Here is a 25,376-nt window from a genome sequence, read left to right as displayed (position 1 = left end):
GGCCTTACTTTGTAGCCTTTGTTATTCCCACATCTTTTACGAGAACGTAGGGCGTAAATACTGGAGTATTAACTTCCCACCAGTGGATGTGGTAGAGGTCTTTTCCTAATGCTGCAATGCTCTCAAGTATGTGTTGGAAGTTGTCGCTTACCCTTATGTTTCTTATGGGCTTTACTATTTCGCCGTTCTCAATTAAAAACGCCCCGTCCCTTGGAATTGTTGAGAAATCCCCGGTAACATAGTTTTGGAACCTTGTGTACCATACGTTGGTGATGTAAACTCCATGCTTGACTTCACTGAAAAGCTCATCTTTTGAATAATCTCCTGATGCAAGGTAGACGTTCCAAGCTTCAGGCATCAATAAACCTGCGTTTGCCGTGGTTTCCCTCTTATATTTCCTTGCAAAGCTTGTGTTGAGGAGGTAAGTGTTCAGAGTTCCGTTCTCAATGATTGTGGTTTCCCTTGTAGGAACACCCTCATCGTCAAATTTCCTTGTGCCATAGGCGTTTGGCATGTTTCCAACGTCCTTGATTGTTACGATATCGTTTGCAACCTTCTGTCCGAGTTTGCCAACCAAGAAGCTGAACCCAGCCTCTACGGCAAAAGCTGAAGCCATGAAGCTCATGTAGCTCATTAGGTTGGCGAAGGCTAGCGGGTCGAATATTACATCAAAAGTCCCAGCTTCACCTTGAACAGGATTGACAGCCATCTTTGCAATTTCTCCAGCCTTTCTTCCCGCGCTTTCTGGGTCAAACTTTTTGAGAACCCTTACTGAATTAGTCCCATGCCCGCTCTCTTCATCACCTATAAATGCCCTTATGCTTATCTCTATTCCCGTTCCCTCGTCAAAAGCCTCGACGCCGTTGCTTGTTGTTAGGTAGAGCTTATTGTGGTCTGTGTAAAGGACACCTGCGGTTCTCTTTGCTCCCTCTTCAAGAGCAGCGTTTATTGCGACCTCAACGTATTCGTTTGGCTCATCAAGCTCTACTATTGCCTTATCAAAGGTCTCTGGAATGTCTTTGTACTCAAAAGGCCCCTCGGCTATTCCGTAGTAATCCTCTTTGGGAGCGAGGTTTTTAACGCTCTTCATCAACATCTGAAGGGTTTTTTCTATCGTCTTCTCATCCAGAGCTGTTAAAGTTGTTGAGGCCAATCTCTTCTGGTACTCAACGAAAAGGTTTACCTTTTGCGTATGCCAGTTCTTTGCAACCGTTATTTCGTTGTTGGCAAACCTCACCTGTCTTCTGTTCTGCTCGTAAGCTAATACAACAACATCGCCAAAGCCGAGCTCTTTCGCCTTTTTCAGAATTAGTTCGTTAATCTCGAACATCTTTTTCACCTCCTCAGCACGACATCCCTAAGTCTCGCATGGGCCCCTCCCATCCATACCGGGACTCCCTGTCCGGGTTCACCTTTTCCACATGTGCCTGGATAAAATTCCACTTCCTTTCCAACGGCATCGACGCTGCTCCACAGTCCTTTGGTGGTTATCTCAAGAATTGGTCTCCTTACGGGGTGCTTTATCTCGCCGTTCTCGATTAGGTAAGCCTCTCTACCAATGTACCTCTGCTGGTATCTCCTATCGTCTATGTTCCACTCGTTAAAGCTCACCATGTAGACGCCGAGCTTAACGTCCTCAATAAGCTCCTCGAAGGAATAGTCACCTGGGGCCAAGTAAGTGTTTGCCATTCTCACTATTGGCTCGCGGTTGTAGTTAATTGCCCTCGCAGCTGCGTTTGATTTCATTCCAAGATAAGCAGCGTATTCCCTGTTCATGAGAAACTCGTTTATTATACCTTCTCTAATGAGGTACCTTGGTCTTGCTTTGACACCTTCGTCATCGTATAGGTAGAAACCCCAGCTGTTTGGAATCGTTGGGTCCTCTATAACAGTTACAGCTTCACTTCCAATTCTCTCTCCAAGCATTTCCGGCTTCACAAAGCTCTCTCCAGCTTGGGCTGCCTCTCTTCCCATTATTCTGTCGAGCTCATAGGGGTGCCCAACGCTCTCGTGAACCGCTATACCGGCCACTTCGGGACTTATGACAACATCAACCTTTCCTTCGGGTGGTTTTTGACCTTCTTTTATGAGCTTCTGAAGGGCCTTGACATCCTTAACTGCCCATTCCCAGGGTTGGTCTTTTTCAATTAATTCAAGTCCCCCAGAAAAAGCCCTCTGGACAAAGGGAGCCTGTTCCATCTGTCCTTCTTCAAAGACAACGAGGTTGTAGGTGACAGAAACTCTTGGAATGAAGCTTTCTACAAGCGCTCCCTCATTGTTCATGAAAATTTTGTGCCACATAAAATCTCCATATCTCAAAAAGCGCATTGGAGTATTTACTCCGCTCTCTTTTACTTTCTCCTCAATGAGCTTAAGATACTCCATTTTTTCTTCGGAACTAACATCTCTAAAGTCCTTTTTCATTTTCACTTCGTAGAAAACTTGGTGAAAGTCTTCCTCACTGAATTGGATGGGTTTGTTTCTTATCTTTGCAGCAGCTTTCGCAAGCTTCACCGCTTTCTTAACAGCATCGCCTACACTTTCCTTTGTCAAGACGTTTGTTGAAGCAAATCCCATCCCGCCATTCACAAGGACCCTAATACCTATGCCCCTATCAGCTAATATTCCAAGACCTTCTGGACTGCCGTTTTTCATGACTATTTCTGTTCCATTCTTTTCCTCAAACCTTGCTTCTGCATAACTTGCACCCAGCTCCTGGGCTTTTTCAACGGCAAATTCAATAAGCTCATGCATGTACATCACCTCTAGTTAATGCATATAAAAGTGCTCCCTTGAAGTATAAAATCGTTTCGATGTGCATTGAAGCGAATTGAGAAAAACTGATAAACATTGAATCACAATTTTACTCAGGTGGTAGCATGTCAATTACGACTAAAACCGGGGATAAAGGAACAACGGGAATATTCACAGGTGAGAGAATAGCCAAGTTTTCTCCAATAATAGAAGCTAACGGCACCATCGATGAGCTGAGCTCCTTTTTAGGGGAGGCAAAGCACTATCTCGATGAAAAATTGAAGGAAATCCTCGAGAAGATTCAGGTTGAGCTCTATTCGCTCATGGCTGAAATTGCAAGCAAAGGAGAGTACAAAAAAGTTGGAGAAGAGGAAATAAGGCGTTTAGAGGAGCTCATTGAAAAGTTTGAGAGCGAAGTAAAGCTCGAAGGATTTGTTGTTCCTGGTTCAACAATAGCAAGTGCAAAGCTTGACATCTGCAGAACAATTGCTAGAAGAGCCGAGAGGAGAGTTTCCAAAGTGGTTTTGGAATATGGGATTGGCGAAGATGTTTTGAAGTATCTCAACCGCCTGAGCGATCTGCTCTTTATAATGGCCCGTTACGTTGAGCTTAAAGAGGGAAAGATCAAGTACGTAAAGTGATTGATATGGAGAAAGTCATAGGGATTTTAGGCGGGATGGGTCCGCTTGCAACTGTGGATCTCTTTAAGAGAATAGTGCTCAAGACTCCCGCAAAGAAGGATCAGGAACATCCGAGAATAATTATCTACAACAATCCTAAAATTCCTGATCGAACGGCTTATATTCTCGGAAAGGGTGAAAACCCACTTCCAGAACTCATCGATAGCGCAAAAAAACTTGAGAAATGGGGGGCAGATTTCATAATAATGCCGTGCAATACCGCTCATTACTTTGCTGAAGAGATTCAAAAGGCCATCAAGATACCGCTGATAAACATGATAGAGGAGACCGCATCTTATGTAGAATCCTTGGGCGTGAAAAGAGCGGGGATCCTTGCAACGACCGGCACAATAGTGAGCGGTATCTACCAAAAAGCCCTCGAAAAGAGGGAAATTGAAGGGATTGTTCCCTCAGAAAAGGATCAGGAAAAAGTCATGAAAGGCATATACAAAGGAGTAAAGGCGGGGAATATAGAACTCGGGAGGAATCTTCTTCTTGAGGTGGCAAAAAAACTTGAAGGTGAAGTTGAAGCTATAATAGCCGGATGTACGGAAGTAAGCGTAGCTTTAAAGCAGGAAGATCTAAGCGTTCCTCTCATAGATCCAATGGACATACTGGCCGAAAAGGCCGTAAAGATTGCTCTGGGCTTATAACCACCCTTTCCTTTTGAAATAGTACAGCATTCCAAGGGCTATCATGAGCATAGCTAGGAGTGTAGCTGGATAGCCGTAGTACCAGTTGAGCTCAGGCATGTTATAAGGGGAGACATGGGTATTAAAGTTCATTCCGTATATACCTGTTATGAATGTTAGGGGGATGAAAATCGTAGAAACTACAGTGAGGATCCTGATGATGTCGTTTGTTTTCGTGGAGAGAGTGGAGTAATAGATATCAATCAAACCATTGGCCATTTCTCGGTGGTTTTCAATGATATCGAGGATTTCCATAACGTGCTCATGGAGTTCCTCCAAATAGCTCTGTGTCTCTTCACTAAAGAATTCTTTTCCTTCTAATCTTAGCCGCCTGAAGATCTCCAACAGGGGAAATATTGTTCTTCTCACAAACAGTATTCTCCTCCTAATTCCATGTATCTTTCGAAGCACTTCTTTGTCTCCGTCTTTTAGGACTTTGGTTTCTACAACCTCCATTTGCGAGCTGATGTTCTCTAGAATTGGAACGTAGTTTTCAACTATCGCATCAAGAAGTGCAAAAAGTAGATAATCCGCACCTTTCTTCCTGAAAATCCCCTCTTCATGCCTTATGCTTTCTCTAATTGTGTTGAACACGTCGCCTGGCCGTTCCTGCATTGTTATGACGAAGTTATCTTTTAGAAAAACTGCAGTTCTTTCTTTTTTCAATCCTCCTTTCAGCTCGTAGACCTGGTGGAGTAGAACAAAAATGTGGTCTTTTAGAATGGAAACCCTTGCTCGGGTCTTTGCTCTAAGAATTGACTTAATGGCCACCTCATGAAACTTGAAGATTTCTTTAAGCTCTTGGAGATAAGCAATTCCATCTATGTTTACCCAAACTACATTGTAATCTTTGTACTTGAGGACATCTTTAACCGTTTTAATCCTCTTCTCCTCGAATTTATCTTCCGAATACGCAAAGACCGTTATCTTTGCCTCATCCATCGTGAACACCACAACGAAAGCCACTAATTTGAATTTCACTTAATGGTAATTATAGTTTTCTCTCTTCAGAACCTAGAAGGAAACAAGAAAAGTTTTAGCGATTTGTGGTCTCGATTGTTACATTTTCCGAAAGCCTCGCCGCTCACGGCGGGGAGAAGGTCATTAATCAAGAAGATCTATAAAGTGCTTGTATTCGCTGGAATTGGCTTTAGAAGCATATTATAGAAAAGCGGTTGTTATGGGGCCGGGGCCGGGATTTGAACCCGGGCTAGGGGATCCACAGTCCCCTGTGCTAACCAGGCTACACCACCCCGGCCACGTCCACTTTAGCTATCTGGGATATCTTTATAAACTTTTCGCCAAATTATGCTTAAAAAGTGCTAAGAATGGATCAATAATCAATTAGCCGTCTTAGAAAAAATTTATAGAAGAAAAATGTCCTCAGAGGTGAGCTGGAAATGAGAGCAAAAAGAGAAGCCTTGAAGGCACTCTTCACTGCAATAAAAGAAGGTAAGGTCGATAGTGATATAGTAGATCTGCTTCTGCTTATTAACTCAATAAAAGGGGTTTATACAACAAGCTCATGTTCTGGAAGAGTGGGAATAATCGAAGAGCCCAAAATAGGGGCTAAACCTTTATCAAGGTGGCTCATTAAGAAACACACCCCAATAACATTTGAAGAAGCAAAAAATAGCTTGAAAGCTGCCCAGAAAGGAGTAATATTCCTTAAAGCCCAGCCTCCAATTTTTCACATAGTTGGAGAAAATGTAGAAATAGGGAAAAAGCTTCATGAAATAGGTCTATCTTCGGGCTTTAAGTACACCACTTTCAAAGCCCTAAGCAAAGAAAGAGTTTTGATAGAGATAAACGGCACCGAATATTTGACCGTCCCCCTGGGCAGAGATGGAAGAATATTAATAAGCGACGAATACCTCGAGTTTTCAATAAACTTGGCAAATGAGATGCTTAAGCGGAGTAAATCAAAGCTTTCGAGGCTTGAGAAGAACTTCAAAAAACTGAAAGAGGAGTTTGGGGAGGATGAACTTTTCTATGAACTCAATCCTCCCAAGGTTCGGTATATTTAAGCGCCCATCCGAATTCTTCCTTTAGTATGTCTATTGCTGCATACGGCGGAATAACAGACTTTTCGGTGATTATCACGTCAATGTACTCCGGTGGTGTAACATCAAAGGCAGGGTTCTTAACAACAATGTTTTTAGGCCATGTGTCGAGCTCCTCTTTTGGAACGACCTCGTATGGATCTCTCTCCTCTATTTCAACTAGCTGTCCTAGAAGTGTCTCTGGATGGAACTTATACGTCTCGGCAGCAATCATAACCCATACCCTATGTTCTTTTGCCGTTAAAGCTACCAGAGCAGTTCCTACTTTGTTGATAACGGCACCGTTGGCCGTTATTGAATCTGCCCCCATAACAACCTTATCGGTCATTTTCATGTAATGCCTTGCGGCCCCATCAACAACATAGATAACCGGGATCCCTGCTTCAGCAAGCTCTTTGGCGGTAATTTTCCCTTGATATCTTGGCCTTGTTTCGGTCACGATGACCTTGATGTCCTTTCCCTCTTCCCATGCTTTTTTCATAACTCCTACAGCAGCCTTCGAGTGACAGTGAGTCATTATAATGTCCCCATCTTCAATCCTCTTCGCACCGAACTCAGCTATTCTTTTAACAGCATTTTCTGAGTTGTGTATGAACTCCTTCGCTGAATTGATCACTATGAACTTGAGCTCCTCTAAGTCTGCGCCGCTGTTGTATGCCACCTTTGCACGATATGTGACGTATCTCAAAGCATTTGGAAGGGAAACGGCAGTGGGTCTTGTATGATATAAAATCCTCGCTGCTTCTTTAATTTCCTCCCAGAGTTCATCTGCAGTCTTTGCTTTGCTGTTTTCAGCTTGTAATTGTAGAGCATATGCAGCGGATCTTGCTATTTTTCCTGCTCCCCTTATTTCCATCGTCTTTATCTTCTCCGCTATCTCTAAAACCTCTTTTATTACGGGCATTTCAATCCCCCCATTATAATCTTAATTCCTCAGATGGGTTTATATAGCTCACTCCTCTCGTTTCAATTTCTGTTCGTTGATGTTTTTATATGTTCCTTGATGTACATAAAACTATCATATCCCAAATCTTTACAAACATAAAGGGTATTTCCGACCAACGCCGAAAGCTTTATATTTAATTGCCACAAAACTATCAATGCATAAAATAGGATACGTGTTCACTTTAGTACATTAAATAAATTGTACGGAGGAAGATTAAGATGGAGCTTGAGAAAAGGCTTAAGGAGAAATTGGAGGCACCAACTTTGGATTATGAAAAATACTTCTCGGAAAAGGCTCTTGGGATGAAGGCTTCAGAGATTAGGGAGCTTTTAAAGCTCGTTGAGACTTCGGATGTGATCTCACTTGCTGGCGGTCTTCCAGCGCCTGAAACCTTCCCAGTGGAGATAATTGGGGAAATCACTAAGGAGGTTCTTGAAAAGCACGCTGCTCAGGCGCTTCAATATGGAACCACGAAAGGTTTTACCCCTTTAAGACTTGCCATTGCTGAGTGGATGAGGAAGAGATATGACATTCCTATCTCTAAAGTAGATATTATGACCACAAGTGGCTCACAGCAGGCTCTTGACTTAATTGGGAGAGTTTTCATAAATCCTGGAGATATCATTGTAGTTGAGGCTCCAACTTATCTTGCCGCCCTTCAGGCTTTCAAGTACTACGATCCTGAATTTGTTCAGATACCTCTTGATGATGAGGGAATGAACGTTGACCTCCTTGAAGAGAAGTTACAGGAGCTGGAAAAAGAAGGGAAGAAAGTGAAGATAGTCTACACAATTCCAACTTTCCAAAACCCAGCGGGCGTAACAATGAATGAAAAGAGAAGAAAAAGGCTCCTTGAGCTTGCAAGTCAATATGACTTTATAATAGTTGAAGACAACCCCTATGGGGAGCTCCGCTACTCTGGTGAGCCAGTAAAGCCCATTAAGGCATGGGATGAAGAGGGTAGGGTTATATACCTCGGAACGTTCTCCAAGATACTTGCCCCAGGATTTAGAATTGGATGGATAGCTGCAGAGCCTCATTTCATAAGAAAACTTGAGATAGCCAAGCAGAGCGTTGATCTTTGTACAAACACCTTCAGCCAGGTTATAGCGTGGAAGTATGTAGAGGGAGGATATTTAGATAAGCACATACCGAAGATAATTGAATTCTACAAACCAAGGAGAGATGCAATGCTAAAAGCCTTGGAAGAGTTCATGCCAGAGGGCGTTAGGTGGACAAAGCCAGAGGGTGGAATGTTCGTTTGGGCAACTCTTCCCGAGGGGATTGATACAAAACTTATGCTTGAGAAGGCCGTTGCAAAAGGCGTCGCGTATGTTCCGGGAGAGGCTTTCTTTGCCCACAGGGATGTTAAGAACACAATGAGGCTTAACTTCACCTATGTTCCAGAGGAGAAGATTAGAGAAGGTATAAAAAGGCTTGCCGAGACAATAAAGGAGGAAATGAAGAAATAGCAAAGGTTATTAATGAAAAGTTCCAATTACCTCTGCCCGGGGAGCACCGCCGAAGGCGGAGTCGATGAACTCGGGCGGGTTATTACCCCCTTTCTATAGGCAATTGCCGAAAAACTTATAACAACTTAATGTGAGGAATCAATTATGTTGGAGAAAGAAAAGGAAGCTCTGGCAAAAAGAATTGCTGGGGAAATAACCCTATCTTCCGACCCCGGAAAGACCATGAGAAAATGGAGGGAAATATTTGGTATAAGCCAAACCGAGCTCGCTGAGTTTCTTGGTGTATCTTCTTCGGTGATCAGCGATTATGAGGGTGGTAGAAGAAAAAGTCCCGGGGCTTCAACGATTAGGAAATTCGTTGAAGCTCTTCTCGAAATAGATGAAAAACGAGGAGGAAATGTTATAAGGGCTTTTAGCAGGACTATAGGTAGTGACCTCCCCACAAATGCCATTCTTGATATAAGGGAGTTCGCCTTCCCCGTTACAGTTGCCGATATAGTTACTGCGGTAAAAGGAGAAATTGCCGCAAATGAAGATCTTCTTGGAAGAAAAATCTATGGATACACAGTTATAGACAGCATACAGGCCATTTTAGAAATGAGCAGCGACGAATTTTTAAAGCTCTACGGGTGGACTACGGAGAGAGCTTTGGTGTTCACCAAAGTAACCACCGGAAGGAGCCCAATGATCGCCATAAGAGTCCAGGGGCTGAAGCCAGCGGTGGTTGTTCTTCATGGGGTTAAAAGACTCGATGAACTTGCTGTGAAAATAGCGGAGAGGGAAAGAGTCCCCTTAGTTATCTCCAAAGCAAAAGATGAAAACGAACTAATTGTGAATCTCAGGGCGTTGGTAGAAAAGGCTGAAAAAATTTAAAGATTTTCTCTCCTCCAAACACCTTCCTTGGCTAATTTCTCTAGTCTAGACTTCATATAAGTCAAGACGTCGCTGAGTATCTTTCCATTGTCATACTCTGCCACTATTTTTTCAAGTTCTTTTCTAGGGAGTTTTTTCATTTCTTTGGCCAGTTCAATCATTTTTGGATACGCCCTTACTATGTTGTCAACTATGGTTATGTCTGCCATTCTCGCACTCCGTGAGAGAGGATTCAGGTCAACTGTTATAACGAATTTGCCCATTTTTACAAGTGCCTCTGTTCTGTCTCCATCTTCTAGGGGGACTACAACGACATCAGCCTTCCATATACCATTCTCATCAACTTTGCCCCTTTCACTTTCCAGATTTGGGATTCTTTTGGTTGGATTTATGCCAAGAAGCTCCACTTCCGGATCGTGTCTTTTGAGCTCCTCCGCTATAGCTTTGACTCTTTCTTCTGTGCGATAGAAGAGGTTTATCTCGAGTTTAGCATTGAGAGCTTTTGCAAGCTTTATTGTTTCTTTTGGAACCAATGCTGCCACGTTTCCATTTACTGAAAGTACTGGATACTCAGATAAGAGGAGTTTTGCAATCGCAGCTTTCATAGCTTTTTCTGCCGGTTCGATGGTGGTTTCTCCGAGAAGGTAATCAAAAGCTTCTCCCCTTCCATGAGCTATTAGTCCCGCTGTAGCTAAAATGCCCTTTTCGAGGGCCTCCTCCAGTTTATGCCTGTAATATAGGCTCCAGTATCTTGGATGAGATTTCGGCACGAAAAATTTTGCCATTTTTATCACCAAGGGGATATAAAGGGAAGAAAATAAAAGCCTTTTCTTATCTCTTCAATCTCCAGAGGAGTGAAACCAGTGTGAAGAGCACAATTGTTGAAGGGCCACAGATCCCTTTGCTTTCTTTACTCGTGGTCGAAGAGCTAGTTGTTGAGGAAGTGGCTGTTGAAGACGGAATCTCAGAAGAAGATGTTTCTTTTTTAGTGGTTGTTGATGAAGGGGTGGTTTGTGATGGTGACGAACTCTGAGTTGTTGTGGTTTGTGTTGTGCTTGTTGTAGATATTGGAGATGTTGTTTCTACAGAAGTTGTGGTAGTAGTTTCAACCTTGCTTTCCTCTTTTCCGAATTTAAAAAACCATGCATCTCCGTTTTTTGGAGAGTTCAATGTCCCGCTGACTGGTTTTATGAGAACTTTGTAGTCGGAGGATTCCAATGTTATTTTCTTGGGTTCGGGCGAATATTCTTCTTCTGGTATGTCTAAAGATCCATATAGGGTTTCCCATGTAACTTCTGAAACATTGGGTATAATAAACTTTTTAGAGAAATCCTCGGTGTAGCCAGCTGCGTATATGACATCATCTTTTAGAATTCCTTTAGCAACTATATCCTCCTTCCCCCCTTGGATTATTCCAAACCATTGCAATTCCCCCGATTCATTAAATTTTGAAATAAGGCCATCGCGGTTGCCAGAGGTAAAATTGCCGCTGTAACCCAAGAGGATTATTTGGGAGTTGTTGAACATTATAGAAACGAACTTATCTCCATACCCTATTCCAAAGTGCTTTTTCCAGATGGTATCTCCTTTTTGGGAGATTTTTAGTATGAAGGCATTCCCGAATCCTATGTCGTCCTTTGTGCTTCCGGCCACATACACGTAGTCTTTGACTTCAATTGCTCCCACGTCCTTCAATGGGTACGCCTTGGCCCACCTTAATCTTCCAACTAGATCAAAGGCGCACACAAAAATACCCTTATCATAAGTTCCAGCGACGTAGATGAGGGATTGAGTAGCTTTCACTGCAGTCGCTTTGGCATTTCCATTTCCGAATTCAACTACCCAATTTATGTGTCCATCAAGCGACAATTCCGCTAGAAATGCTCTTTGAATGCTCCCTGTCGGGCTTGTATAGCCTACTACGTAGATTTTATCATTTGCTATGTCTATTGCCTCAGCACCATCATTAAAACTCCTGCCAAAGGTTTTGAAGTAGATAAGCTTTCCATTTGTGCTGAATACTCCTATAAATGCATCAGCATCCTGAAAGTTTATGGCGCCTATCTGTCCCACCAAATATGCCTTGTCTCTGTAAAGGATTGCATCCCTGATGAGAATTGGTTTAGAGGAGTAGATAAGCTTTTGGAATTCCAGACCTCCTTTGTCATCGACTTTAACAATAAAACCTCCTCTCACATCTTCGAAGCTTTTAGTAGATCCTACTAAAAGGGAATATCCTTCTCCTGGGAGATAAGCTACTCCGCTGTCGACCTCGTTACCGCCCCATGTGAGATATTCTAGCTCCTGGGCATATGCAAAGGGCAACAAAAACAATACTATGAACACTACTAGTTTTTTCATAATATTCACCAGAAGGTATCTTTGATTCCTCCTAAATAAGGTTTACCACTGTCTTCTTCTGTCTCCCAAGAAGACTTTCATAAAACCTGAGAATTCTTCGCCTCTGAAATCTTCGTAGAGCTTTTGAGTTTCTTCCTCACTTAACCACTCCATATCATCGGGAATACCTTCAAAGAAATCATAATAAATCTCATTACCTTTCCGCGCTACATTTATTGTGTAAATCTTCTTCTTAAGTTCTTGGGCGATTTTTATTTCTCTGCTAACGAGAGATGTGAATTTGCCAACTATTCCAATGGCAACAAATATCTGGGCGTCTTTTATCATGTGGTGTGTGGGCTTTAGCCCATAATCTGAAGGGAGGATAAAGTTGTTCGAATTAAGCCTCTCCTCAATAACCTTCAGCAGTGCCCTTTCAGTTTGGGTATGATAAATAATCGTAGGCTCGCTCACATATATCAAAGCACCATATTTCCTCTTTTTCTTGAAAAATTTGAGCATTTTTTACACCTCAGGTGGGGATAAAACGTCGTCACCTCTCGGCTGGGATGACACTCATCATCGGTTGTTCTTATTTTTGAGTTTTAGCGTGATCTTAAAAACTCTTCCCTTTGTGCTCTCAACATAGCAAAACTTTTTATTTCAATCTCGGCAATCTTGTCTTAGATTGGGGGTGAGAGCATGAAATTCTGTCCAAAATGTGGGAGCATAATGCTGCCAGATAAAAAGAAGGGAGTCTTTGTGTGCAGGAAATGTGGATATGAGGAACCTCTTGATCCTGAGACGGCAAACAAATACAGAATAACCCAAAAGGTCAAGCACGAAAGAGAAGACATCCCCGTTATTGAGCAGGACATAGCTACACTTCCAAAAGTAAAGATAACTTGTCCAAAATGCGGTAATGATGAAGCTTACTGGTGGGAAATGCAGACAAGAGCTGGAGACGAGCCTTCAACGATCTTCTACCGCTGTACAAAGTGTGGCTACACGTGGAGAAGCTATGAATAGCGGTGAAAATCATGGAGAAACTTGAAATGGAAGTACTTAAACGCCTTGCAGAAAAAGCTTTAAAGGAGTTAGACGAAGCATATAGAAGGATACCTGATGTGAACAATGGAAAAACTTATTTATTGAGAGGTAAAGAAAGAATAAGGTTGATGGCTAAAATTCTCAACGATATGGAGGGATAAAGATGCCGTTCGAGATAGTTTTTGATGGGGCAAAGGATTTTGCAAGCTTGATTGACACAGCAAGTAATTTGATCGATGAGGCGGCCTTCAAAGTCACAGAGGAAGGAATATCGATGAGAGCCATGGATCCAAGCAGGGTTGTTTTGATTGACCTCAACCTTCCCGCAGGGATCTTCAGCAAATATGATGTCGAAGGAGAAGAAACCATCGGCGTTAACATGGATCACTTCAAAAAAATCCTCAAGAGAGGAAAAAGCAAAGACATCCTTGTCCTCAAGAAAGGAGAAGAAAACTTCCTAGAGGTAACTCTCGAGGGAACCGCAAAGAGAACCTTCAGACTGCCTCTCATTGAAGTTGAGGAGCTTGAGCTTGAATTGCCAGAGCTTCCGTTCACTGTAAAAGCAGTTGTCCTAGGTGAAGTTTTGAAAGAGGCAGTTAAAGACGCTTCTCTCGTTAGTGACTCCATAAAGTTCATTGCCAAAGAGAATGAATTCATTATGAGGGCGGAAGGAGAGACCCAGGAAGTTGAGATCAAGCTCACGCTTGAAGATGAGGGCTTGCTTGACCTTGAAGTTGAAGAAGAGACAAGGAGCGCCTATGGTGTTAGCTACCTCGCAGATATGGTGAAGGGAATCGGAAAAGCTGACGAAGTTGTTCTCAGATTTGGAAATGAAATGCCCCTTCAGATGGATTATCCAATTAGAGACGAAGGAAGGTTAACATTCCTGCTTGCTCCGAGAGTTGAGGAGTGACCTCCTCATACTATTTTTTAGGTGGTTAAATTGGACCTTGCAAAGCTCAGGGAACTTCTGGAGATGGAGTTATCTTCAAACGAATTGATTTCCTTAGATGAAGAGTTCTATAAAGAGTTTGACAGCCTTGTAAAGGCCTTGAAGCTTAGGGCAGAATCTTCCAAGGAGAGGGGAGAAGAAATTGAGGAAAGGTTATATCTTGCAGAGATGAACGTCGCAGAAAAGCTCATCAAGGAGATACTTCGCACAAGGCTTCATAAGATAGTGGATATGGTCTTTGAAGGAAGGCCACACAACCTTGTCGGTGAAGAAAGGAAAATCTTCTCCCTACTTCTAGCGTTTGTAAACAGGGAGCATATTCCCATGGAAGAGCTTGAAATAGTTGAAGAGGAAGTCGAGGAAAAAATTCCAGAGACTGGAAAACAGATTTGGGAGGCTTACCTTATTCTTGAAGATATCCCTAAAGTCATAGACGAACGCTTGAGGGAGTATGGACCCTTCAAGGCGGGCGATCTGGTTACTCTTCCAAGAACCCTTGGACATGTCTTGGTTCGGAGAGAAGCGGCTAGAAGGGTGAGCATTTCCCATTAGGTGTCCCCAATGTTCAGCGTTTGTATGAGAGATTGCTACGACACCTGTGCAATTATAAGTGAACTCAAAGATGGGAAGCTCTTTGTCAGGGGAAATCCAGATCATCCAATAACAAGGGGCTTTTTGTGCCCAAAGGGTGCTCTCTTGCCAAAGTGGTTTCACAGCAATGAACGATTAAAAAAACCATTGATGAGAGAGAGGTTGGAAGAGAAATTCAGAGAGGCAGAATGGGGCGAAGCTATCAAAGCTGTTGCGGACAAATTGAAAGAAACAATAGATACCTACGGAAGCGAGAGTGTACTTGTTTATAACTACGCCGGTGATAGAGGGGTTGTTAATTATGCCTTTCCGTTAAGGCTTTTCCATTATCTAAATACTGCAATGCTCGATTATGGAATCTGTGACAGGGCTGGTCAAGAAGCCTTGAAAGACGTTTATGGAACCGCGGTAGGAATGGATCCGGAGGACCTCAAGGATCAAAAGCTCATTGTGTACTGGGGGATAAACGCACTTTGGACAAATCTCCATGGATTCATGCTTGCAAAAAAATACAACCTTGAAAAATGGGTTGTTGACGTGGTTAGAACAGAGACTGCAAAAAGGAGTGAAAAGTTCTTCCAGATAAGGCCTAACACGGATGCTCTGTTTGCCCTGGGGATTGCGAAGGTGATTGTGGAAAATGAACTTTATGATAAGGAATTTATCCGGGAAAATGTTCATGGATTTGATGAGTTTGTAGAATATCTCAGGAAAGTAGACTTGGACTTTGTAAGTGAAGAAACGGGAATTGAAAAGGAAAGAATAGAAGAGTTTGCCTTCGAGTATTCTGAGAAGAAGGGGGTTATACATATTGGGTATGGTTTTCAGCGTTCCCTCAATGGTGGAGAGGCTGTGAGGGCTGTTTCTCTCCTGCCTGCCCTTGTGGGGCATAGGTTTGGCTTTATTTACGATATGAAAACAATTGATAAAAGCTATGCAGAGGGAGCTTTTCTAAGAACAAAACCAGTCAAAAGAATACTCCAAATGAAGCTCGCCGAATACATCGAAAATGGTGAGATTAAGTTTCTCTACATATACAATGCCAATCCTTTGGCTTCACTTCCAAATCAGAACAGATTGAGAAAAGCTATAAAGGAAAGCGATGTGTTTGTCGTGACTCATGACATTTTCCTAACTGACACAGCTCTTTATTCTCATGTGGTTTTACCTGCGAATACTTTCTTTGAACGATTCGACATTGCCGATTCCTACTACCACCGCTATGTTGCTTTAAACAAGCCCGTGACGAGAATCTGCGGAAAGAGCAACAGTGAAGTAACGAGAATGCTTGCTAAAGCCATGGGTATAAAAAGTCCCCATCTCTACGAAAGTGATGAAGAAGTTGTCAGAAAAGTTTTAGAGATGAATGGTTTAAGCTTAGATGAGCTTAAAAAGAAAGGCTTTGTGAAGGTTGGGGCAAGAAAAAGAGTGTATAGTACTCCAAGTGGTAGGATAGAGTTTTATTCTCAGAGAGCACTTGAAAGAGGTCTCTCACCTTTCCCCGAGTATAGACCGCTGAAAGGGGAGGGACTCCAGCTTTTGAGTCCAACGTGGAAGCTAACGATCACGAGCCAGTATCACAACACCTACAACATAATTGATCCCTACTTGTACATCAGCCCCAAAGATGCTGAGGCAAGAGGAATTAAGGAAAACGATGAAGTGGAGGTTTTCAATGAATACGGAAAAATCAGGACAAAAGCAAAGGTGAGTGCAGACATTCCTGAAGGGGTTGTGATCCTTTATAAGGCATTCTGGGTTAGACTCCTTGGATGGAATGTAAACTTCCTTACAAGCGATAGGACTTTAGAGGAATACGGAAACTCTTCCGTTTTTCATTCGACCTGGGTAGAGGTAAAGAAGATATAACCAAATTTGTCCAAAAATGTTTTTATGCATTCTCTCAAATCTTCAAATGGTGAGGAAAAAATGAAAGTTTATAGAAATGACAGGGAGTATCCTCCGGAGTATAAAGAAGTTCTCGAGGAGTTAAGCACTGTTATTGATCCTATAAGTACAATGAATATACTGGATGCAGGTCTTCTGGCGGGGCTTGACGTTAGTGATGACACCCTCAAGATATGGCTTGCTGTGGAGAGCAATGCATATTACAACATGATCGGAGGCGCTGCTATAGCGCATTCAAAGATAATAGGAGACATCATGGAGCGTTTTGCTCTTGTGAGGTTTTCAAAGGTTTATATATACGACATGAAAAACAACCTCCTTGCAAAATTTGAGAAGAAGTGAGAAAAAATGGGATTTCTGGATTTCCTTAAAGAAAAACCGAGGGGGAAGCTAAAGGAGCTTCCTCCCGAAGTTAAAGAGGTTGTAGAGGAGCTTAAGAAAGTTAGAGACCCCGAAACAGAGCTTAATATAGTGGACGAAGGCCTGGTATACGGTTTGACTGTGGAGAATAAAAAGGTTATGATATGGCTTTTGTTAGCTAGAACCACCCCAGAGTGCCATTTTTGTCAGGCAATTGCCATGAACGTGCAGAAGAGGATTATTAAAGACGTCATTGAAGTATTGAGGGGAAAAGGTTTTAGGAGCGTTAAGGTGTATAATGAAATTGGGCTTTTACTTGAGGAATGGAGGGATAAGGATGAGAGTTAAGGCATTTAATGATCTAAAAAGGATTGGAGATGACAAGGTTACAGCCGTTGGGATGGGAACATGGGGAGTAGGTGGCTGGGAGAGTCCAGACTACTCAAGGGATAAAGAACACATAGAGGCTCTTAGATATGGGCTCGAGCTTGGAATGAACCTCATAGACACAGCGGAATTTTATGCCGCCGGTCACAGTGAGGAGCTCGTTGGAAAGGCCATCGAGGGGTTTGAGAGGGAAGACATTTTCATAGTGAGCAAAATCTGGCCGACCCATTTTGGATACGAGAGTGCCAAAAGAGCAGCAAGGGCAAGTGCAAAGAGACTAGGCACTTATATAGACCTCTATTTGCTTCACTGGCCTACTGAAGACTTTAGAAAAATAAAAGAAACCCTTCATGCCCTTGAAGAACTCGTTGATGAGGGCCTCATTAGATACATCGGAGTTAGCAACTTCGACCTTGAACTCCTCAGGAAGAGTCAAGAGGTCATGAGGAAATACGAGATTGTGGTAAATCAAGTAAAATACTCTCTAAAAGACCGAAGACCAGAAGAAAGCGGCTTGCTGGAGTACATGAAGAGAGAGGGCATCACGCTGATGGCGTACACACCATTGGAGAAGGGAACCCTAGCTAGAAACAGCTGTTTGGCGGAAATAGGGAAAACGTACAACAAAACTGCTGCTCAAGTTGCATTAAACTGGCTCATATGGAAGGAGAACGTTGTTGCCATTCCAAAAGCTACAAACAAAGAGCACATTAGGGAAAACTTCGGTGCAATGGGGTGGAGACTGAGCAAAGAAGATTACGAAAAAGCCCTCGAATGCGTCCGGTAGTTTTATTAATATTTATGTACCTTAAGTTAAGACATGAACATCTTCATTCCCCTTGTACTGGGCGTCTTTGTTGGTTATCTGCTTAGAGGTAGAATAAAGTTTAGCATGGACAAGCCGATGAGTATTGCTTTGCTGTTTTTGATCTTTTTTATGGGTGTTGAAGCTGGCAGGGTAGAGATAGATGCTCTCAAGCTTCTTGTTTCTTCTCTAGTGTTTGCCTCTTTTACAATATTGGGAAGCCTTCTCATAGCGCTGCTGGGGGTGAGAGAGTGAGCTTTCTTTATTTGGTGGTCTCATCTCTCCTACTTGGCATGTTCATTGGGAGGTACACAACCTTGGATTTTGGCAATCTCTATGAGCTCATGCTATACCTCCTCATATTCATTATAGGCATCGACATTGGGAAAAGCAGGGGATTAAGAGAAGAGCTTAAAAGACTTGGTAAAATGGCTCTTCTGCTTCCTGCATCAACTGTTGTGGGTTCGTTGATAGGTGGTGTATTTGCTTCCTTTCTCCTGAAGGTTCCTATTAAGTGGGGCTTAGCGATTTCCGCTGGTTTTGGATGGTATTCTCTGACGGGCCCTCTTTTGGCAACTTATTCCCCAATATATGGAGTAATTGGATTTTTGGCAAACTTAACAAGGGAAATCCTGACGATAATTTTCTACCCCCTGGCAATAAAAAAGATTTCAAAAGAGAAGGCGATAGTCATGGGAGGTGCAACGACTATGGACACAACTCTCCCTTTGATGGCAAAATTTGCAGGAACGGAAATAACCCTTCTGGCATTTGTGCATGGATTTATTTTAACTGCCCTAGCCCCCTTCTTGATCCCCCTAATCCTTCAGCTTTTATAGTGTTCTAGGAGCTTCTCAAGCATCTTTTTGTGCTGTTCTTCGTTGTTTTTGATGTCCTTCGCGATTCCCTTTAGCACTGGATGTTTGGCTTTCTCTGAAAGTTTTTCATAATTCATTATGAGCGCTTCCTTGTTCTTTATGTATCCCCTTAGCTTCTCCCTAACCTCTTCCATGAGTTCCGCTGGTATTATGGGTTCACCTGGGAATTCTCCGAAATACTCCTCTAAAAGTTCATCTGCTGGAATCCTTGTGCCAATAGCGTTCACCTCCCTTGGAAGAATTATCGTTGGTATCCCTGGGAAGAGGACAGCTGTTCCTAGCTCCCCTTCTTCTTCAGGCGTGTACTCCCTCACAAGCTCCTCAACTTCCTGATAAGCTTTTTCCAGAGCTTCGGAGATGTGCCTGTGAAGTACCTCATCTATGGTCAGCTTTAGAAGAAAGTTCCGTAGGTCTGCATATTCAGGGTCTTTGAGCTTTTTAAGAAGTTTTTTGTAGCTCTCGAGCTCTTTTTCCTCCAGCCCTCTAATCTCATGAAGGAGCTCTTCCAGTGTCATTGCTCCTCACCTCCGATTTTTAGTAACATTTTGTATTTAAAAATTTTTCTGAGTTTCTCCAAAAACGTTTTAAAGGGTTCTATGTTAGGGGTTCTCGAACTGTCATGGGTTCATGCTCGGGGGTGTCCGAGAAGGAGCCTACCGGGCGTGTTAGGGAGGTGAAAAGATGAAGTATCCAAAGCAAATAAGGACATACTGTCCGTTTTGTAAGAAGCACACAGTTCACAAGGTAGAAAGAGTGAAGAAAAGGCCTAGAAGTGAGCTTAGCGCAGGTCAGAGAAGATTCAGGAGAATCCTAAAGGGTTACAAGGGTTTCCCAAGGCCAAACCCAAGTGGAAGGGAAAAGCCAGTGAAGAAGCTTGACCTCAGGTTTAGATGCACAGAGTGCGGAAAGGCACACACAAGAGGCGAAGGGTTTAGAGTAAAGAAGTTCGAACTTGTGTGAGGTGAGAAAAGATGGCAATGCCCAAGAATCTCATTCCAATGCCAAGGTCAAGATTCCTCAAAGTTAAGTGCATTGACTGTGGAAATGAGCAAATTGTTTTCAGCCACCCAGCTACAAAGGTGCGCTGTTTGGTTTGCGGTTCAACTCTCGTCGAACCAGCTGGTGGAAAGGGGATCATAAAGGCAAAGATTCTCGAAGTTCTTGAATGATCTCTCTTATTTTTCTCCAAAACCTTAAAAAACCTCATACAACTACCTTTATTAGGTAAAATTTTTGGGAGATGGTGAAAATGCCGAGGAGAGCTAGAGAATTTCCGGAGGAAGGAGAGTTTGTTGTAGCCACCGTTAAGAGCATCCACCATTACGGTGCGTTCTTGACACTTGACGAGTATCCCGGAAAGGAAGGTTTTATGCATATAAGCGAAGTTGCTCCAACTTTTGTGAGAAACATTAGGGACTACCTCAAAGAAGGTCAGAAGATTGTGGCAAAGGTTATACGCGTTGATCCAAGTAAGGGGCATATAGATCTAAGCCTTAAAAGAGTCAAACAACAGGAAAGGAAAGCAAAGCTTCAGGAGTTCAAGAGAGCCCAAAAAGCAGAGAACCTCTTAAAGATGGCAGCTGAAAGACTCGGTAAGGACTTCGAAACAGCCTGGAGGGAGGTTTGGGTGCCGCTTGAGGAGGAATATGGGGAGGTCTATGCGGCCTTTGAAGATGCCGCCCAGAATGGTATTGAAGTTCTTAAAGATCTTATTCCAGATGAATGGTTACCGGTTCTTGAGGAGATAATAAAGAACTATGTTGAAATTCCAACCGTCACAATAGATGCGGAGTTTGAAATAAGCGTCCCGACTCCTAACGGCATTGAAATCATAAAGGAAGCCCTTATAAGAGCCAGAGACAGAGCGAATGAAGAGCAGGGGATAGAAGTGAAGTTCAGCTACCTCGGTGCGCCAAGGTACAGGATAGACATCACAGCTCCCGACTACTATAAGGCCGAAGAAGTCTTAGAAAAGATAGCTTCGGAAATACTTCAGGTTATAAAACAAGCCGGCGGAGAGGCCTCTCTCATAAGGAAGGAAAAGAAGATAAGGAAGATAAAGAGGAGAGAGGCATGAGGTTCAGAATTAAAAAATGTCCGAAATGTGGTAGATATACCCTAAGAGATGTTTGTCCGGTTTGTGGGGAAAAAACAAAATCAGCTCACCCTCCTAAGTTTTCCCCGGAGGATCCATACGGGGAGTATAGGAGAAGACTTAAGAGGGAACTACTTGGTATTGGGGTGAAAAAATGAAGGAAACAATGATAGTTGTTTATGAAAAACCCGAGATATATGACCCAGTTTTTATTGAAGGTCTGCCGGGAATTGGTTTAGTTGGTAAGCTGGCTGCAGAGCATTTAATTCAAGAACTTAAGGCAAAGAAATTCGCTGAGCTTTACTCTCCTCACTTCATGCATCAAGTTATAGTGAAAAAAGATTCGACAGTGGATTTGATGAGAAACGAGTTTTACTACTGGAAGAGTCCCGATGAGGAGCACAGAGACCTAATAATAATTACCGGAGACACTCAAGTACCTCCAACCGATAGCTACGGCCACTTCGAAGTTGTTGGAAAGATGCTTGACTTTGTGGAGCAGTTTGGGACGAGGGAGATAATAACCATGGGCGGTTATCAAGTTCCGGAGCTTGAAGGAGAGCCAAGGGTTTTAGCTTCTTTCACCGATTTAGAAACAAAGGAAAAATACAAACACCTGCCCGTTGTATTCAGGGAAGATGAAGGGGGAGCAATAGTTGGAGCAGCGGGTTTGCTCTTGGGCATAGGAAAGCTCAGGGGAATGAGAGGAGCATGCTTCCTTGGAGAAAGCCTTGGCTATATAGTGGATGCAAAAGCTGCTAAAGCAGTTCTAAGCGTCGTTGCGCAGGTTCTCAATTTAGAAATAGACATGAGCGCTCTTGATGAGAGAGCGAAAGAAACTGAGGAGATTCTTAGAAAGGTCCAGGAAATGCAGAGGGCCATGTTTGAACAGCAGATTCCACAGCCCAGTCACGAGGAAGAGGATAGAGGCTACCTTTGATTTCTCTTTTTCTTTTGAGGTGCTTTTATGATAGTGGATGGGGATTTACACATTCACTCCCGTTATTCCAAGGCCGTTTCAAAATTGATGACGTTTCCAATTCTGGCAGACAATGCGAAGCTTAAAGGACTTGGAATCGTTGGTACCGGGGATATTTTAAACCCCCACTGGGAGAAAGAGCTTTTAAAAGCTGCTCAAAAAGTTGATGATGGGAGTTATGAGATAAAAGGTGTGAGGTTTCTCCTTACGGCCGAAGTTGAAGATAACAGGAGAGTTCACCACCTCCTGATTTTTCCCTCCATTGATGCGGTAAGAGAGATGAGGGAGAGGCTCAAACCATCTTCCAGAGACATTGAAAATGAAGGAAGACCGCATGTAAATTTAAGTGCTGCCGAAATAGCGGAGTTGGCCAATGATTTGGACGTTTTAGTGGGCCCCGCACACGCCTTTACCCCATGGACAGCCCTTTATAAAGAATACAACAGCCTTAAAGAGGCTTATAGGGACTTTAAGGTTCAATTCCTTGAGCTCGGACTCTCTGCCGATTCATACATGGCTGATAGGATAAAAGCCCATCACAAGCTCACCTATCTAAGCAACTCCGATGCGCACTCACCGATGCCCCATCGTCTTGGGAGAGAGTTCAACCGCTTTGAAGTGGAAGAAGCAACTTTCGAGGAGGCCAGAAAAGCTATCTTAAAGCGTGGAGGGAGGAGGATAATCCTCAATGCTGGGCTTGATCCGAGGCTGGGTAAGTATCACCTAACGGCCTGCTCAAAATGCTATACCAAATACAGGCTTGAAGATGCGAAAAGGCTAAACTGGAGATGTGAAGTGTGTGGAGGAGTTATAAAGAAAGGAGTGCATGATAGAATTCTTGAACTTGCCGATACAAATGAAAGGCCGAAGGACAGACCTCCTTATCTCCATCTTGCTCCCCTTGCAGAGATAATTGCCATGGTTCTCAACAAAGGTGTTGAAACCAAAGCCGTCAAGAGTGTATGGGAACGCCTTTTGAGAGAGTTCGGTAGTGAAATTGCCGTCTTAGTTGATGTTCCGATAAAAAGCATAGCCGAGCTGATTGGAGAGGAGATAGCCAAAGCAATATGGGCGTTCAGGAATGAAAAGCTTATCGTAATCCCCGGAGGAGGGGGAAAATATGGTGAAATTAAGCTCCCGGAGGAGATAAAGAAAGCAAAGCTTGAAGAAATTGAGGATATAGAGATAAAACAGGAAAATTTCTACTATAAGCCGAAACAGAGTTCGATTTTAAGCTTCTTGAAGAAAACTTAAATGCATTTACCATCCCCATTTACTCTCTTAATAACTCTTCTGCAAGCCTCTTTAAGCTTCCTCGCATTCTCTTCTGGAATGCCGTCATAAGTAAACTCCCATGTGCCCAGTTCAATGCCAGCTGTGTATTTGGCCTTCCCGTTGTCCCTTAGGATTGGGTAAAATTCGATGTGAAGGTGGTAGAAAGGATAGCTCCCCTTAAACGGTGCCTGGAATACCATCATTGCGTAGGGCATGTCTCTATCCAAGACTTCATTTAGGCTTCCAGTAACAACCTGAAGCACATCCGCTAAATCTCTCGTCTCTCCGCTGTTAAGCTGAGTTAAATACTGAACGTGCCTCTTTGGATATACGTGGACCTCAAAAGGCCAGCTCGCGAAGAAGGGCATGAAAGCGATGAAGCTTTTGTTTTCATAGATGGCCCTCTCTCCTTTAGCCTCTTCTTCGAGTATTCTGCAAAATAAACATTCTCCGGAACGATGGAAGTATTTCTTCGAGTTCTTAATTTTTAACCTTGCCTTAAGTGGTATGAAGGGCAATGCATAAAGTTGCCCATGCGGGTGGGTTAAGCTGACCCCAATCTCCTCACCCTTGTTTCTAAAGATTGCCAAATACGCGATTTTCGGGTTTTTCATAAGTCTGGCGGTTGTGTCTTTCCATAGCTTAACAACTTTGATAATCTGCTCCCTCGGCAATTCGTCCAAGTCCTTTAGCTCATGCTGGGGGGTTTCTACTATAACACTGCACTGCCCAATGGCTCTAGCTTTTGTGTAAAATCCTTCTTTTTTAGGTTTTGGAGCATCAAAAGATAGCATGGGGAATCTATTTGGCAAGAGGAGGACTTCCCACCCATATCCGGTCTCTTCACCACCGGGACAAAAAGGACAGAAGTTTCTAGGTCTCCAAGGCCGATTTTTTCTCACAGCGGAAACCATAACCCACTGTCCCGTTAAGGGGTTGTAACGGAGTTCACGCATAACCATCACAATAGATTTAAGCACTCATGCCAAATAAATAATTTGGTGGGCAGTATGCTTGTCTTTCCGGAATCCTTCCTCTTCGGAACTGCCACATCTTCTCATCAGATTGAGGGGGATAACAAGTGGAATGATTGGTGGTACTATGAGCAAATAGGAAAACTCCCTCACAAATCCGGTAAAGCCTGCAACCACTGGGAGCTTTATAAGGAAGATATTGACCTTATGTCAAATCTCAACTATAACGCCTATCGCTTTTCGATAGAGTGGAGCAGATTGTTCCCTGAAGAGGGAAAATTTAATGAAGAGGCGTTCAACCGATACCGCAAAATAGTTGAACTCCTCCTTGAGAGAGGCATAACTCCAAACGTTACTCTTCACCATTTCACATCTCCATTATGGTTTATGAAGAAGGGAGGCTTTGCAAGAGAGGAGAACCTCAAGTACTGGGAGCAATACGTGGAAAAAGCCGCTGAGCTTCTTAAGGGAATTAAACTTGTGGCCACTTTTAACGAGCCAATGGTTTATGTTATGATGGGCTACTTCACGGCCTATTGGCCGCCTTTCGTTAAAAGCCCATTTAAAGCGTTTAGAGTTGCTGCAAATCTTCTCAAGGCTCATGCCATAGCCTATGAAATCCTTCATGGGAAATTTGAGGTGGGGATAGTTAAAAACATCCCTATAATGCTGCCTGCAAGTGAGAGTAAAAGGGATGCAAAAGCAGCTCAAAAGGCCGATGATCTCTTTAACTGGAATTTTCTTGATGCAATATGGAGCGGAAAATACAAGGGGGCATTCACCACATATAAGACTCCAGAGAGTGATGCAGACTTCATAGGAATAAACTACTACACTGCCAGCGAGATAAGCCACAGCTGGAACCCGCTCAAGTTCTTCTTTGATGCCAAACTTGCCGACCTGAGTGAGAGGAAAACTGATATGGGTTGGAGCGTCTATCCAAAGGGCATATACGAGGCGATAAAGAGGGTGTCCCGCTATGAAAGGCCAATGTACATTACAGAAAACGGAATAGCGACTCTAGATGATGAGTGGAGGATAGAGTTTATCATTCAGCATCTTCAGTATGTGCATAAGGCGCTGAGCGAAGGATTTGACGTGAGGGGCTACTTCTACTGGTCTTTTATGGACAATTTTGAGTGGGCTGAAGGTTTTAGACCGCGCTTTGGGTTAATTGAGGTGGATTACACAACGTTCGAAAGAAGGCCAAGGAAAAGCGCGTACATCTATGCTGAAATTGCGAGAAAAAAGAAAATTGGAGATGAATTACTTTCGGGGTATGGGCTTTCCAGGCTATAATCT

Annotated in this window: 31 protein-coding genes and 1 tRNA gene; 22 read left to right on the top strand and 10 right to left on the bottom strand. The window is 43.1% G+C overall.

Translation table 11 applies throughout. The features are described 5' to 3' along the window. Nucleotides 1-4: 4 nt before the first annotated feature. Both ACZ5NL_RS02920 and ACZ5NL_RS02915 read right to left on the bottom strand, forming a co-directional pair. The gene (locus ACZ5NL_RS02920) at nt 5-1,330 is read right to left on the bottom strand and encodes a TldD/PmbA family protein (RefSeq protein WP_464842857.1); all 1,326 of its coding nucleotides are present in this window, start codon (nt 1,328-1,330) and stop codon (nt 5-7) included. Nucleotides 1,331-1,335: 5 nt separating this feature from the next. Then, nucleotides 1,336-2,754, bottom strand: coding sequence for a TldD/PmbA family protein (locus ACZ5NL_RS02915; RefSeq protein WP_464842856.1), 1,419 nt, complete (start codon nt 2,752-2,754; stop codon nt 1,336-1,338). A 125-nt stretch (nt 2,755-2,879) separates the two neighbouring features. On the opposite strand from ACZ5NL_RS02915, the gene ACZ5NL_RS02910 reads away from it, so the two are divergent. Next, a complete protein-coding gene (locus ACZ5NL_RS02910) occupies nt 2,880-3,395 on the top strand; it encodes a cob(I)yrinic acid a,c-diamide adenosyltransferase (protein ID WP_464842854.1) in 516 nt (171 codons plus the stop codon). Nucleotides 3,396-3,400: 5 nt separating this feature from the next. Next, the gene (gene cuyB, locus ACZ5NL_RS02905; protein WP_464843292.1) at nt 3,401-4,087 is read left to right on the top strand and encodes a cysteate racemase; all 687 of its coding nucleotides are present in this window, start codon (nt 3,401-3,403) and stop codon (nt 4,085-4,087) included. Here the strand turns inward: cuyB and corA are convergent. Further along, nucleotides 4,082-5,068 (bottom strand): magnesium/cobalt transporter CorA, encoded by a 987-nt coding sequence (corA, locus tag ACZ5NL_RS02900; RefSeq protein WP_464842853.1) that lies wholly within the window; start codon nt 5,066-5,068, stop codon nt 4,082-4,084. The genes cuyB and corA overlap by 6 nt on opposite strands. 239 nt (nt 5,069-5,307) lie before the next feature. Continuing rightward, nucleotides 5,308-5,384: transfer RNA gene (locus ACZ5NL_RS02895), tRNA-His, on the bottom strand. A gap of 142 nt (nt 5,385-5,526) precedes the next feature. Here ACZ5NL_RS02895 and taw3 point away from each other — a divergent pair. After that, on the top strand, nt 5,527-6,153 hold the full coding sequence (gene taw3 / locus ACZ5NL_RS02890; RefSeq protein ID WP_464842852.1) for a tRNA(Phe) 7-((3-amino-3-carboxypropyl)-4-demethylwyosine(37)-N(4))-methyltransferase Taw3: 627 nt from the start codon (nt 5,527-5,529) through the stop codon (nt 6,151-6,153). Here the strand turns inward: taw3 and ACZ5NL_RS02885 are convergent. Continuing rightward, complete coding sequence (locus ACZ5NL_RS02885; protein WP_252743990.1) at nt 6,125-7,093, bottom strand: ribose 1,5-bisphosphate isomerase; 969 nt, start codon at nt 7,091-7,093, stop codon at nt 6,125-6,127. The genes taw3 and ACZ5NL_RS02885 overlap by 29 nt on opposite strands. A 260-nt stretch (nt 7,094-7,353) precedes the next feature. Here ACZ5NL_RS02885 and ACZ5NL_RS02880 point away from each other — a divergent pair, with 260 nt between their 5' ends. Continuing rightward, the gene (locus tag ACZ5NL_RS02880; RefSeq protein WP_464842851.1) at nt 7,354-8,607 is read left to right on the top strand and encodes an aminotransferase-like domain-containing protein; all 1,254 of its coding nucleotides are present in this window, start codon (nt 7,354-7,356) and stop codon (nt 8,605-8,607) included. Between the two features lie 144 nt (nt 8,608-8,751). Further along, complete coding sequence (locus ACZ5NL_RS02875; RefSeq protein WP_464842850.1) at nt 8,752-9,480, top strand: helix-turn-helix domain-containing protein; 729 nt, start codon at nt 8,752-8,754, stop codon at nt 9,478-9,480. On the opposite strand, the gene ACZ5NL_RS02870 is transcribed toward ACZ5NL_RS02875, so the two are convergent. From ACZ5NL_RS02870 to ACZ5NL_RS02860, 3 genes are read right to left on the bottom strand one after another with little or no spacing between them, the layout of a single operon-like run. Then, on the bottom strand, nt 9,477-10,265 hold the full coding sequence (locus tag ACZ5NL_RS02870; RefSeq protein ID WP_464843291.1) for a 4-phosphopantoate--beta-alanine ligase: 789 nt from the start codon (nt 10,263-10,265) through the stop codon (nt 9,477-9,479). The genes ACZ5NL_RS02875 and ACZ5NL_RS02870 overlap by 4 nt on opposite strands. A gap of 46 nt (nt 10,266-10,311) precedes the next feature. Next, entirely contained in the window at nt 10,312-11,841 is a 1,530-nt protein-coding gene (locus tag ACZ5NL_RS02865) for a hypothetical protein (RefSeq protein ID WP_464842849.1), read from the bottom strand. Nucleotides 11,842-11,883: 42 nt separating this feature from the next. Beyond that, complete coding sequence (locus tag ACZ5NL_RS02860) at nt 11,884-12,342, bottom strand: hypothetical protein (RefSeq protein WP_464842848.1); 459 nt, start codon at nt 12,340-12,342, stop codon at nt 11,884-11,886. Nucleotides 12,343-12,522: 180 nt separating this feature from the next. Here ACZ5NL_RS02860 and ACZ5NL_RS02855 point away from each other — a divergent pair, with 180 nt between their 5' ends. From ACZ5NL_RS02855 to ACZ5NL_RS02810, 10 genes are read left to right on the top strand one after another with little or no spacing between them, the layout of a single operon-like run. After that, on the top strand, nt 12,523-12,849 hold the full coding sequence (locus ACZ5NL_RS02855; RefSeq protein ID WP_464842847.1) for a transcription factor S: 327 nt from the start codon (nt 12,523-12,525) through the stop codon (nt 12,847-12,849). Nucleotides 12,850-12,860: 11 nt separating this feature from the next. Beyond that, nucleotides 12,861-13,031, top strand: a complete 171-nt coding sequence (locus ACZ5NL_RS02850) for a hypothetical protein (RefSeq protein WP_464842846.1) — start codon at nt 12,861-12,863, stop codon at nt 13,029-13,031. Nucleotides 13,032-13,033: 2 nt separating this feature from the next. Then, complete coding sequence (locus ACZ5NL_RS02845; RefSeq protein WP_464842845.1) at nt 13,034-13,783, top strand: DNA polymerase sliding clamp; 750 nt, start codon at nt 13,034-13,036, stop codon at nt 13,781-13,783. Nucleotides 13,784-13,813: 30 nt separating this feature from the next. Next, nucleotides 13,814-14,374, top strand: coding sequence for a DNA replication complex subunit Gins51 (locus ACZ5NL_RS02840; protein WP_464842844.1), 561 nt, complete (start codon nt 13,814-13,816; stop codon nt 14,372-14,374). Nucleotides 14,375-14,383: 9 nt separating this feature from the next. After that, entirely contained in the window at nt 14,384-16,282 is a 1,899-nt protein-coding gene (locus ACZ5NL_RS02835; RefSeq protein ID WP_464842843.1) for a molybdopterin-dependent oxidoreductase, read from the top strand. A 60-nt stretch (nt 16,283-16,342) separates the two neighbouring features. Further along, nucleotides 16,343-16,663: a hypothetical protein gene (locus tag ACZ5NL_RS02830; protein ID WP_464842842.1), complete on the top strand. Its 321-nt coding sequence runs from the start codon at nt 16,343-16,345 to the stop codon at nt 16,661-16,663. A 6-nt stretch (nt 16,664-16,669) separates the two neighbouring features. Beyond that, nucleotides 16,670-17,029 carry an iron-sulfur cluster assembly protein gene (locus tag ACZ5NL_RS02825; protein ID WP_464842841.1) on the top strand — a complete coding sequence of 120 codons (360 nt, stop codon included), beginning with the start codon at nt 16,670-16,672 and terminating at the stop codon, nt 17,027-17,029. Beyond that, complete coding sequence (locus ACZ5NL_RS02820) at nt 17,019-17,855, top strand: aldo/keto reductase (RefSeq protein ID WP_464843290.1); 837 nt, start codon at nt 17,019-17,021, stop codon at nt 17,853-17,855. Before ACZ5NL_RS02825 ends, ACZ5NL_RS02820 begins: the two co-directional genes overlap by 11 nt. Nucleotides 17,856-17,888: 33 nt before the next feature. After that, complete coding sequence (locus ACZ5NL_RS02815; protein ID WP_464842840.1) at nt 17,889-18,128, top strand: LysO family transporter; 240 nt, start codon at nt 17,889-17,891, stop codon at nt 18,126-18,128. Continuing rightward, nucleotides 18,125-18,712: a LysO family transporter gene (locus ACZ5NL_RS02810; RefSeq protein ID WP_464842838.1), complete on the top strand. Its 588-nt coding sequence runs from the start codon at nt 18,125-18,127 to the stop codon at nt 18,710-18,712. Before ACZ5NL_RS02815 ends, ACZ5NL_RS02810 begins: the two co-directional genes overlap by 4 nt. On the opposite strand, the gene ACZ5NL_RS02805 is transcribed toward ACZ5NL_RS02810, so the two are convergent. Then, the gene (locus ACZ5NL_RS02805) at nt 18,700-19,266 is read right to left on the bottom strand and encodes a hypothetical protein (RefSeq protein WP_464842837.1); all 567 of its coding nucleotides are present in this window, start codon (nt 19,264-19,266) and stop codon (nt 18,700-18,702) included. The genes ACZ5NL_RS02810 and ACZ5NL_RS02805 overlap by 13 nt on opposite strands. A 166-nt stretch (nt 19,267-19,432) precedes the next feature. On the opposite strand from ACZ5NL_RS02805, the gene ACZ5NL_RS02800 reads away from it, so the two are divergent. The 6 genes from ACZ5NL_RS02800 to ACZ5NL_RS02775 all read left to right on the top strand — a co-directional run bounded on the left by ACZ5NL_RS02800 (nt 19,433) and on the right by ACZ5NL_RS02775 (nt 23,079). Then, nucleotides 19,433-19,711: a 50S ribosomal protein L44e gene (locus tag ACZ5NL_RS02800; protein ID WP_004069081.1), complete on the top strand. Its 279-nt coding sequence runs from the start codon at nt 19,433-19,435 to the stop codon at nt 19,709-19,711. A 17-nt stretch (nt 19,712-19,728) separates the two neighbouring features. Further along, on the top strand, nt 19,729-19,920 hold the full coding sequence (locus tag ACZ5NL_RS02795) for a 30S ribosomal protein S27e (RefSeq protein ID WP_464843289.1): 192 nt from the start codon (nt 19,729-19,731) through the stop codon (nt 19,918-19,920). An 80-nt stretch (nt 19,921-20,000) separates the two neighbouring features. Continuing rightward, a complete protein-coding gene (locus tag ACZ5NL_RS02790; RefSeq protein ID WP_464842836.1) occupies nt 20,001-20,828 on the top strand; it encodes a translation initiation factor IF-2 subunit alpha in 828 nt (275 codons plus the stop codon). Beyond that, complete coding sequence (locus ACZ5NL_RS02785; RefSeq protein ID WP_464842834.1) at nt 20,825-21,004, top strand: RNA-protein complex protein Nop10; 180 nt, start codon at nt 20,825-20,827, stop codon at nt 21,002-21,004. Before ACZ5NL_RS02790 ends, ACZ5NL_RS02785 begins: the two co-directional genes overlap by 4 nt. Then, a complete protein-coding gene (locus ACZ5NL_RS02780; protein ID WP_464842832.1) occupies nt 21,001-21,786 on the top strand; it encodes a proteasome assembly chaperone family protein in 786 nt (261 codons plus the stop codon). Before ACZ5NL_RS02785 ends, ACZ5NL_RS02780 begins: the two co-directional genes overlap by 4 nt. Before the next feature lie 27 nt (nt 21,787-21,813). Continuing rightward, nucleotides 21,814-23,079: a TIGR00375 family protein gene (locus tag ACZ5NL_RS02775; RefSeq protein ID WP_464842831.1), complete on the top strand. Its 1,266-nt coding sequence runs from the start codon at nt 21,814-21,816 to the stop codon at nt 23,077-23,079. On the opposite strand, the gene galT is transcribed toward ACZ5NL_RS02775, so the two are convergent. Then, nucleotides 23,076-24,056, bottom strand: a complete 981-nt coding sequence (galT, locus tag ACZ5NL_RS02770; RefSeq protein WP_464843288.1) for a galactose-1-phosphate uridylyltransferase — start codon at nt 24,054-24,056, stop codon at nt 23,076-23,078. The two genes, ACZ5NL_RS02775 and galT, sit on opposite strands and share 4 nt — an antisense overlap. 54 nt (nt 24,057-24,110) lie before the next feature. Here galT and ACZ5NL_RS02765 point away from each other — a divergent pair, with 54 nt between their 5' ends. Further along, a complete protein-coding gene (locus tag ACZ5NL_RS02765) occupies nt 24,111-25,373 on the top strand; it encodes a glycoside hydrolase family 1 protein (protein WP_464842829.1) in 1,263 nt (420 codons plus the stop codon). The last annotated feature ends 3 nt before the right edge of the window (nt 25,374-25,376 follow it).

The sequence above is a fragment of the Thermococcus aegaeus genome (assembly GCF_055393685.1).
Note: the sequence above shows the minus strand (reverse complement) of the source record. Positions and strands in the feature narration are given on the sequence as shown.

What these genes read in the sequence shown, in the direction of transcription:
- ACZ5NL_RS02825 (WP_464842841.1), top strand. Translation starts at nt 16,670, where the DNA reads ATGGGATTTCTGGATTTCCTTAAAGAAAAACCGAGGGGGAAGCTAAAG.
- ACZ5NL_RS02915 (WP_464842856.1), bottom strand. Translation starts at nt 2,754, where the DNA reads ATGCATGAGCTTATTGAATTTGCCGTTGAAAAAGCCCAGGAGCTGGGT.
- ACZ5NL_RS02845 (WP_464842845.1), top strand. Translation starts at nt 13,034, where the DNA reads ATGCCGTTCGAGATAGTTTTTGATGGGGCAAAGGATTTTGCAAGCTTG.
- ACZ5NL_RS02785 (WP_464842834.1), top strand. Translation starts at nt 20,825, where the DNA reads ATGAGGTTCAGAATTAAAAAATGTCCGAAATGTGGTAGATATACCCTA.
- ACZ5NL_RS02815 (WP_464842840.1), top strand. Translation starts at nt 17,889, where the DNA reads ATGAACATCTTCATTCCCCTTGTACTGGGCGTCTTTGTTGGTTATCTG.
- ACZ5NL_RS02880 (WP_464842851.1), top strand. Translation starts at nt 7,354, where the DNA reads ATGGAGCTTGAGAAAAGGCTTAAGGAGAAATTGGAGGCACCAACTTTG.
- ACZ5NL_RS02855 (WP_464842847.1), top strand. Translation starts at nt 12,523, where the DNA reads ATGAAATTCTGTCCAAAATGTGGGAGCATAATGCTGCCAGATAAAAAG.
- ACZ5NL_RS02800 (WP_004069081.1), top strand. Translation starts at nt 19,433, where the DNA reads ATGAAGTATCCAAAGCAAATAAGGACATACTGTCCGTTTTGTAAGAAG.
- taw3 (WP_464842852.1), top strand. Translation starts at nt 5,527, where the DNA reads ATGAGAGCAAAAAGAGAAGCCTTGAAGGCACTCTTCACTGCAATAAAA.
- ACZ5NL_RS02805 (WP_464842837.1), bottom strand. Translation starts at nt 19,266, where the DNA reads ATGACACTGGAAGAGCTCCTTCATGAGATTAGAGGGCTGGAGGAAAAA.
- ACZ5NL_RS02790 (WP_464842836.1), top strand. Translation starts at nt 20,001, where the DNA reads ATGCCGAGGAGAGCTAGAGAATTTCCGGAGGAAGGAGAGTTTGTTGTA.
- ACZ5NL_RS02765 (WP_464842829.1), top strand. Translation starts at nt 24,111, where the DNA reads ATGCTTGTCTTTCCGGAATCCTTCCTCTTCGGAACTGCCACATCTTCT.
- ACZ5NL_RS02795 (WP_464843289.1), top strand. Translation starts at nt 19,729, where the DNA reads ATGCCCAAGAATCTCATTCCAATGCCAAGGTCAAGATTCCTCAAAGTT.
- ACZ5NL_RS02830 (WP_464842842.1), top strand. Translation starts at nt 16,343, where the DNA reads ATGAAAGTTTATAGAAATGACAGGGAGTATCCTCCGGAGTATAAAGAA.
- ACZ5NL_RS02860 (WP_464842848.1), bottom strand. Translation starts at nt 12,342, where the DNA reads ATGCTCAAATTTTTCAAGAAAAAGAGGAAATATGGTGCTTTGATATAT.
- ACZ5NL_RS02835 (WP_464842843.1), top strand. Translation starts at nt 14,384, where the DNA reads ATGTTCAGCGTTTGTATGAGAGATTGCTACGACACCTGTGCAATTATA.
- ACZ5NL_RS02920 (WP_464842857.1), bottom strand. Translation starts at nt 1,330, where the DNA reads ATGTTCGAGATTAACGAACTAATTCTGAAAAAGGCGAAAGAGCTCGGC.
- ACZ5NL_RS02820 (WP_464843290.1), top strand. Translation starts at nt 17,019, where the DNA reads ATGAGAGTTAAGGCATTTAATGATCTAAAAAGGATTGGAGATGACAAG.
- ACZ5NL_RS02850 (WP_464842846.1), top strand. Translation starts at nt 12,861, where the DNA reads ATGGAGAAACTTGAAATGGAAGTACTTAAACGCCTTGCAGAAAAAGCT.
- ACZ5NL_RS02870 (WP_464843291.1), bottom strand. Translation starts at nt 10,265, where the DNA reads ATGGCAAAATTTTTCGTGCCGAAATCTCATCCAAGATACTGGAGCCTA.
- ACZ5NL_RS02780 (WP_464842832.1), top strand. Translation starts at nt 21,001, where the DNA reads ATGAAGGAAACAATGATAGTTGTTTATGAAAAACCCGAGATATATGAC.
- galT (WP_464843288.1), bottom strand. Translation starts at nt 24,056, where the DNA reads ATGCGTGAACTCCGTTACAACCCCTTAACGGGACAGTGGGTTATGGTT.
- cuyB (WP_464843292.1), top strand. Translation starts at nt 3,401, where the DNA reads ATGGAGAAAGTCATAGGGATTTTAGGCGGGATGGGTCCGCTTGCAACT.
- ACZ5NL_RS02775 (WP_464842831.1), top strand. Translation starts at nt 21,814, where the DNA reads ATGATAGTGGATGGGGATTTACACATTCACTCCCGTTATTCCAAGGCC.
- ACZ5NL_RS02910 (WP_464842854.1), top strand. Translation starts at nt 2,880, where the DNA reads ATGTCAATTACGACTAAAACCGGGGATAAAGGAACAACGGGAATATTC.
- ACZ5NL_RS02875 (WP_464842850.1), top strand. Translation starts at nt 8,752, where the DNA reads ATGTTGGAGAAAGAAAAGGAAGCTCTGGCAAAAAGAATTGCTGGGGAA.
- ACZ5NL_RS02865 (WP_464842849.1), bottom strand. Translation starts at nt 11,841, where the DNA reads ATGAAAAAACTAGTAGTGTTCATAGTATTGTTTTTGTTGCCCTTTGCA.
- corA (WP_464842853.1), bottom strand. Translation starts at nt 5,068, where the DNA reads ATGGATGAGGCAAAGATAACGGTCTTTGCGTATTCGGAAGATAAATTC.
- ACZ5NL_RS02885 (WP_252743990.1), bottom strand. Translation starts at nt 7,093, where the DNA reads ATGCCCGTAATAAAAGAGGTTTTAGAGATAGCGGAGAAGATAAAGACG.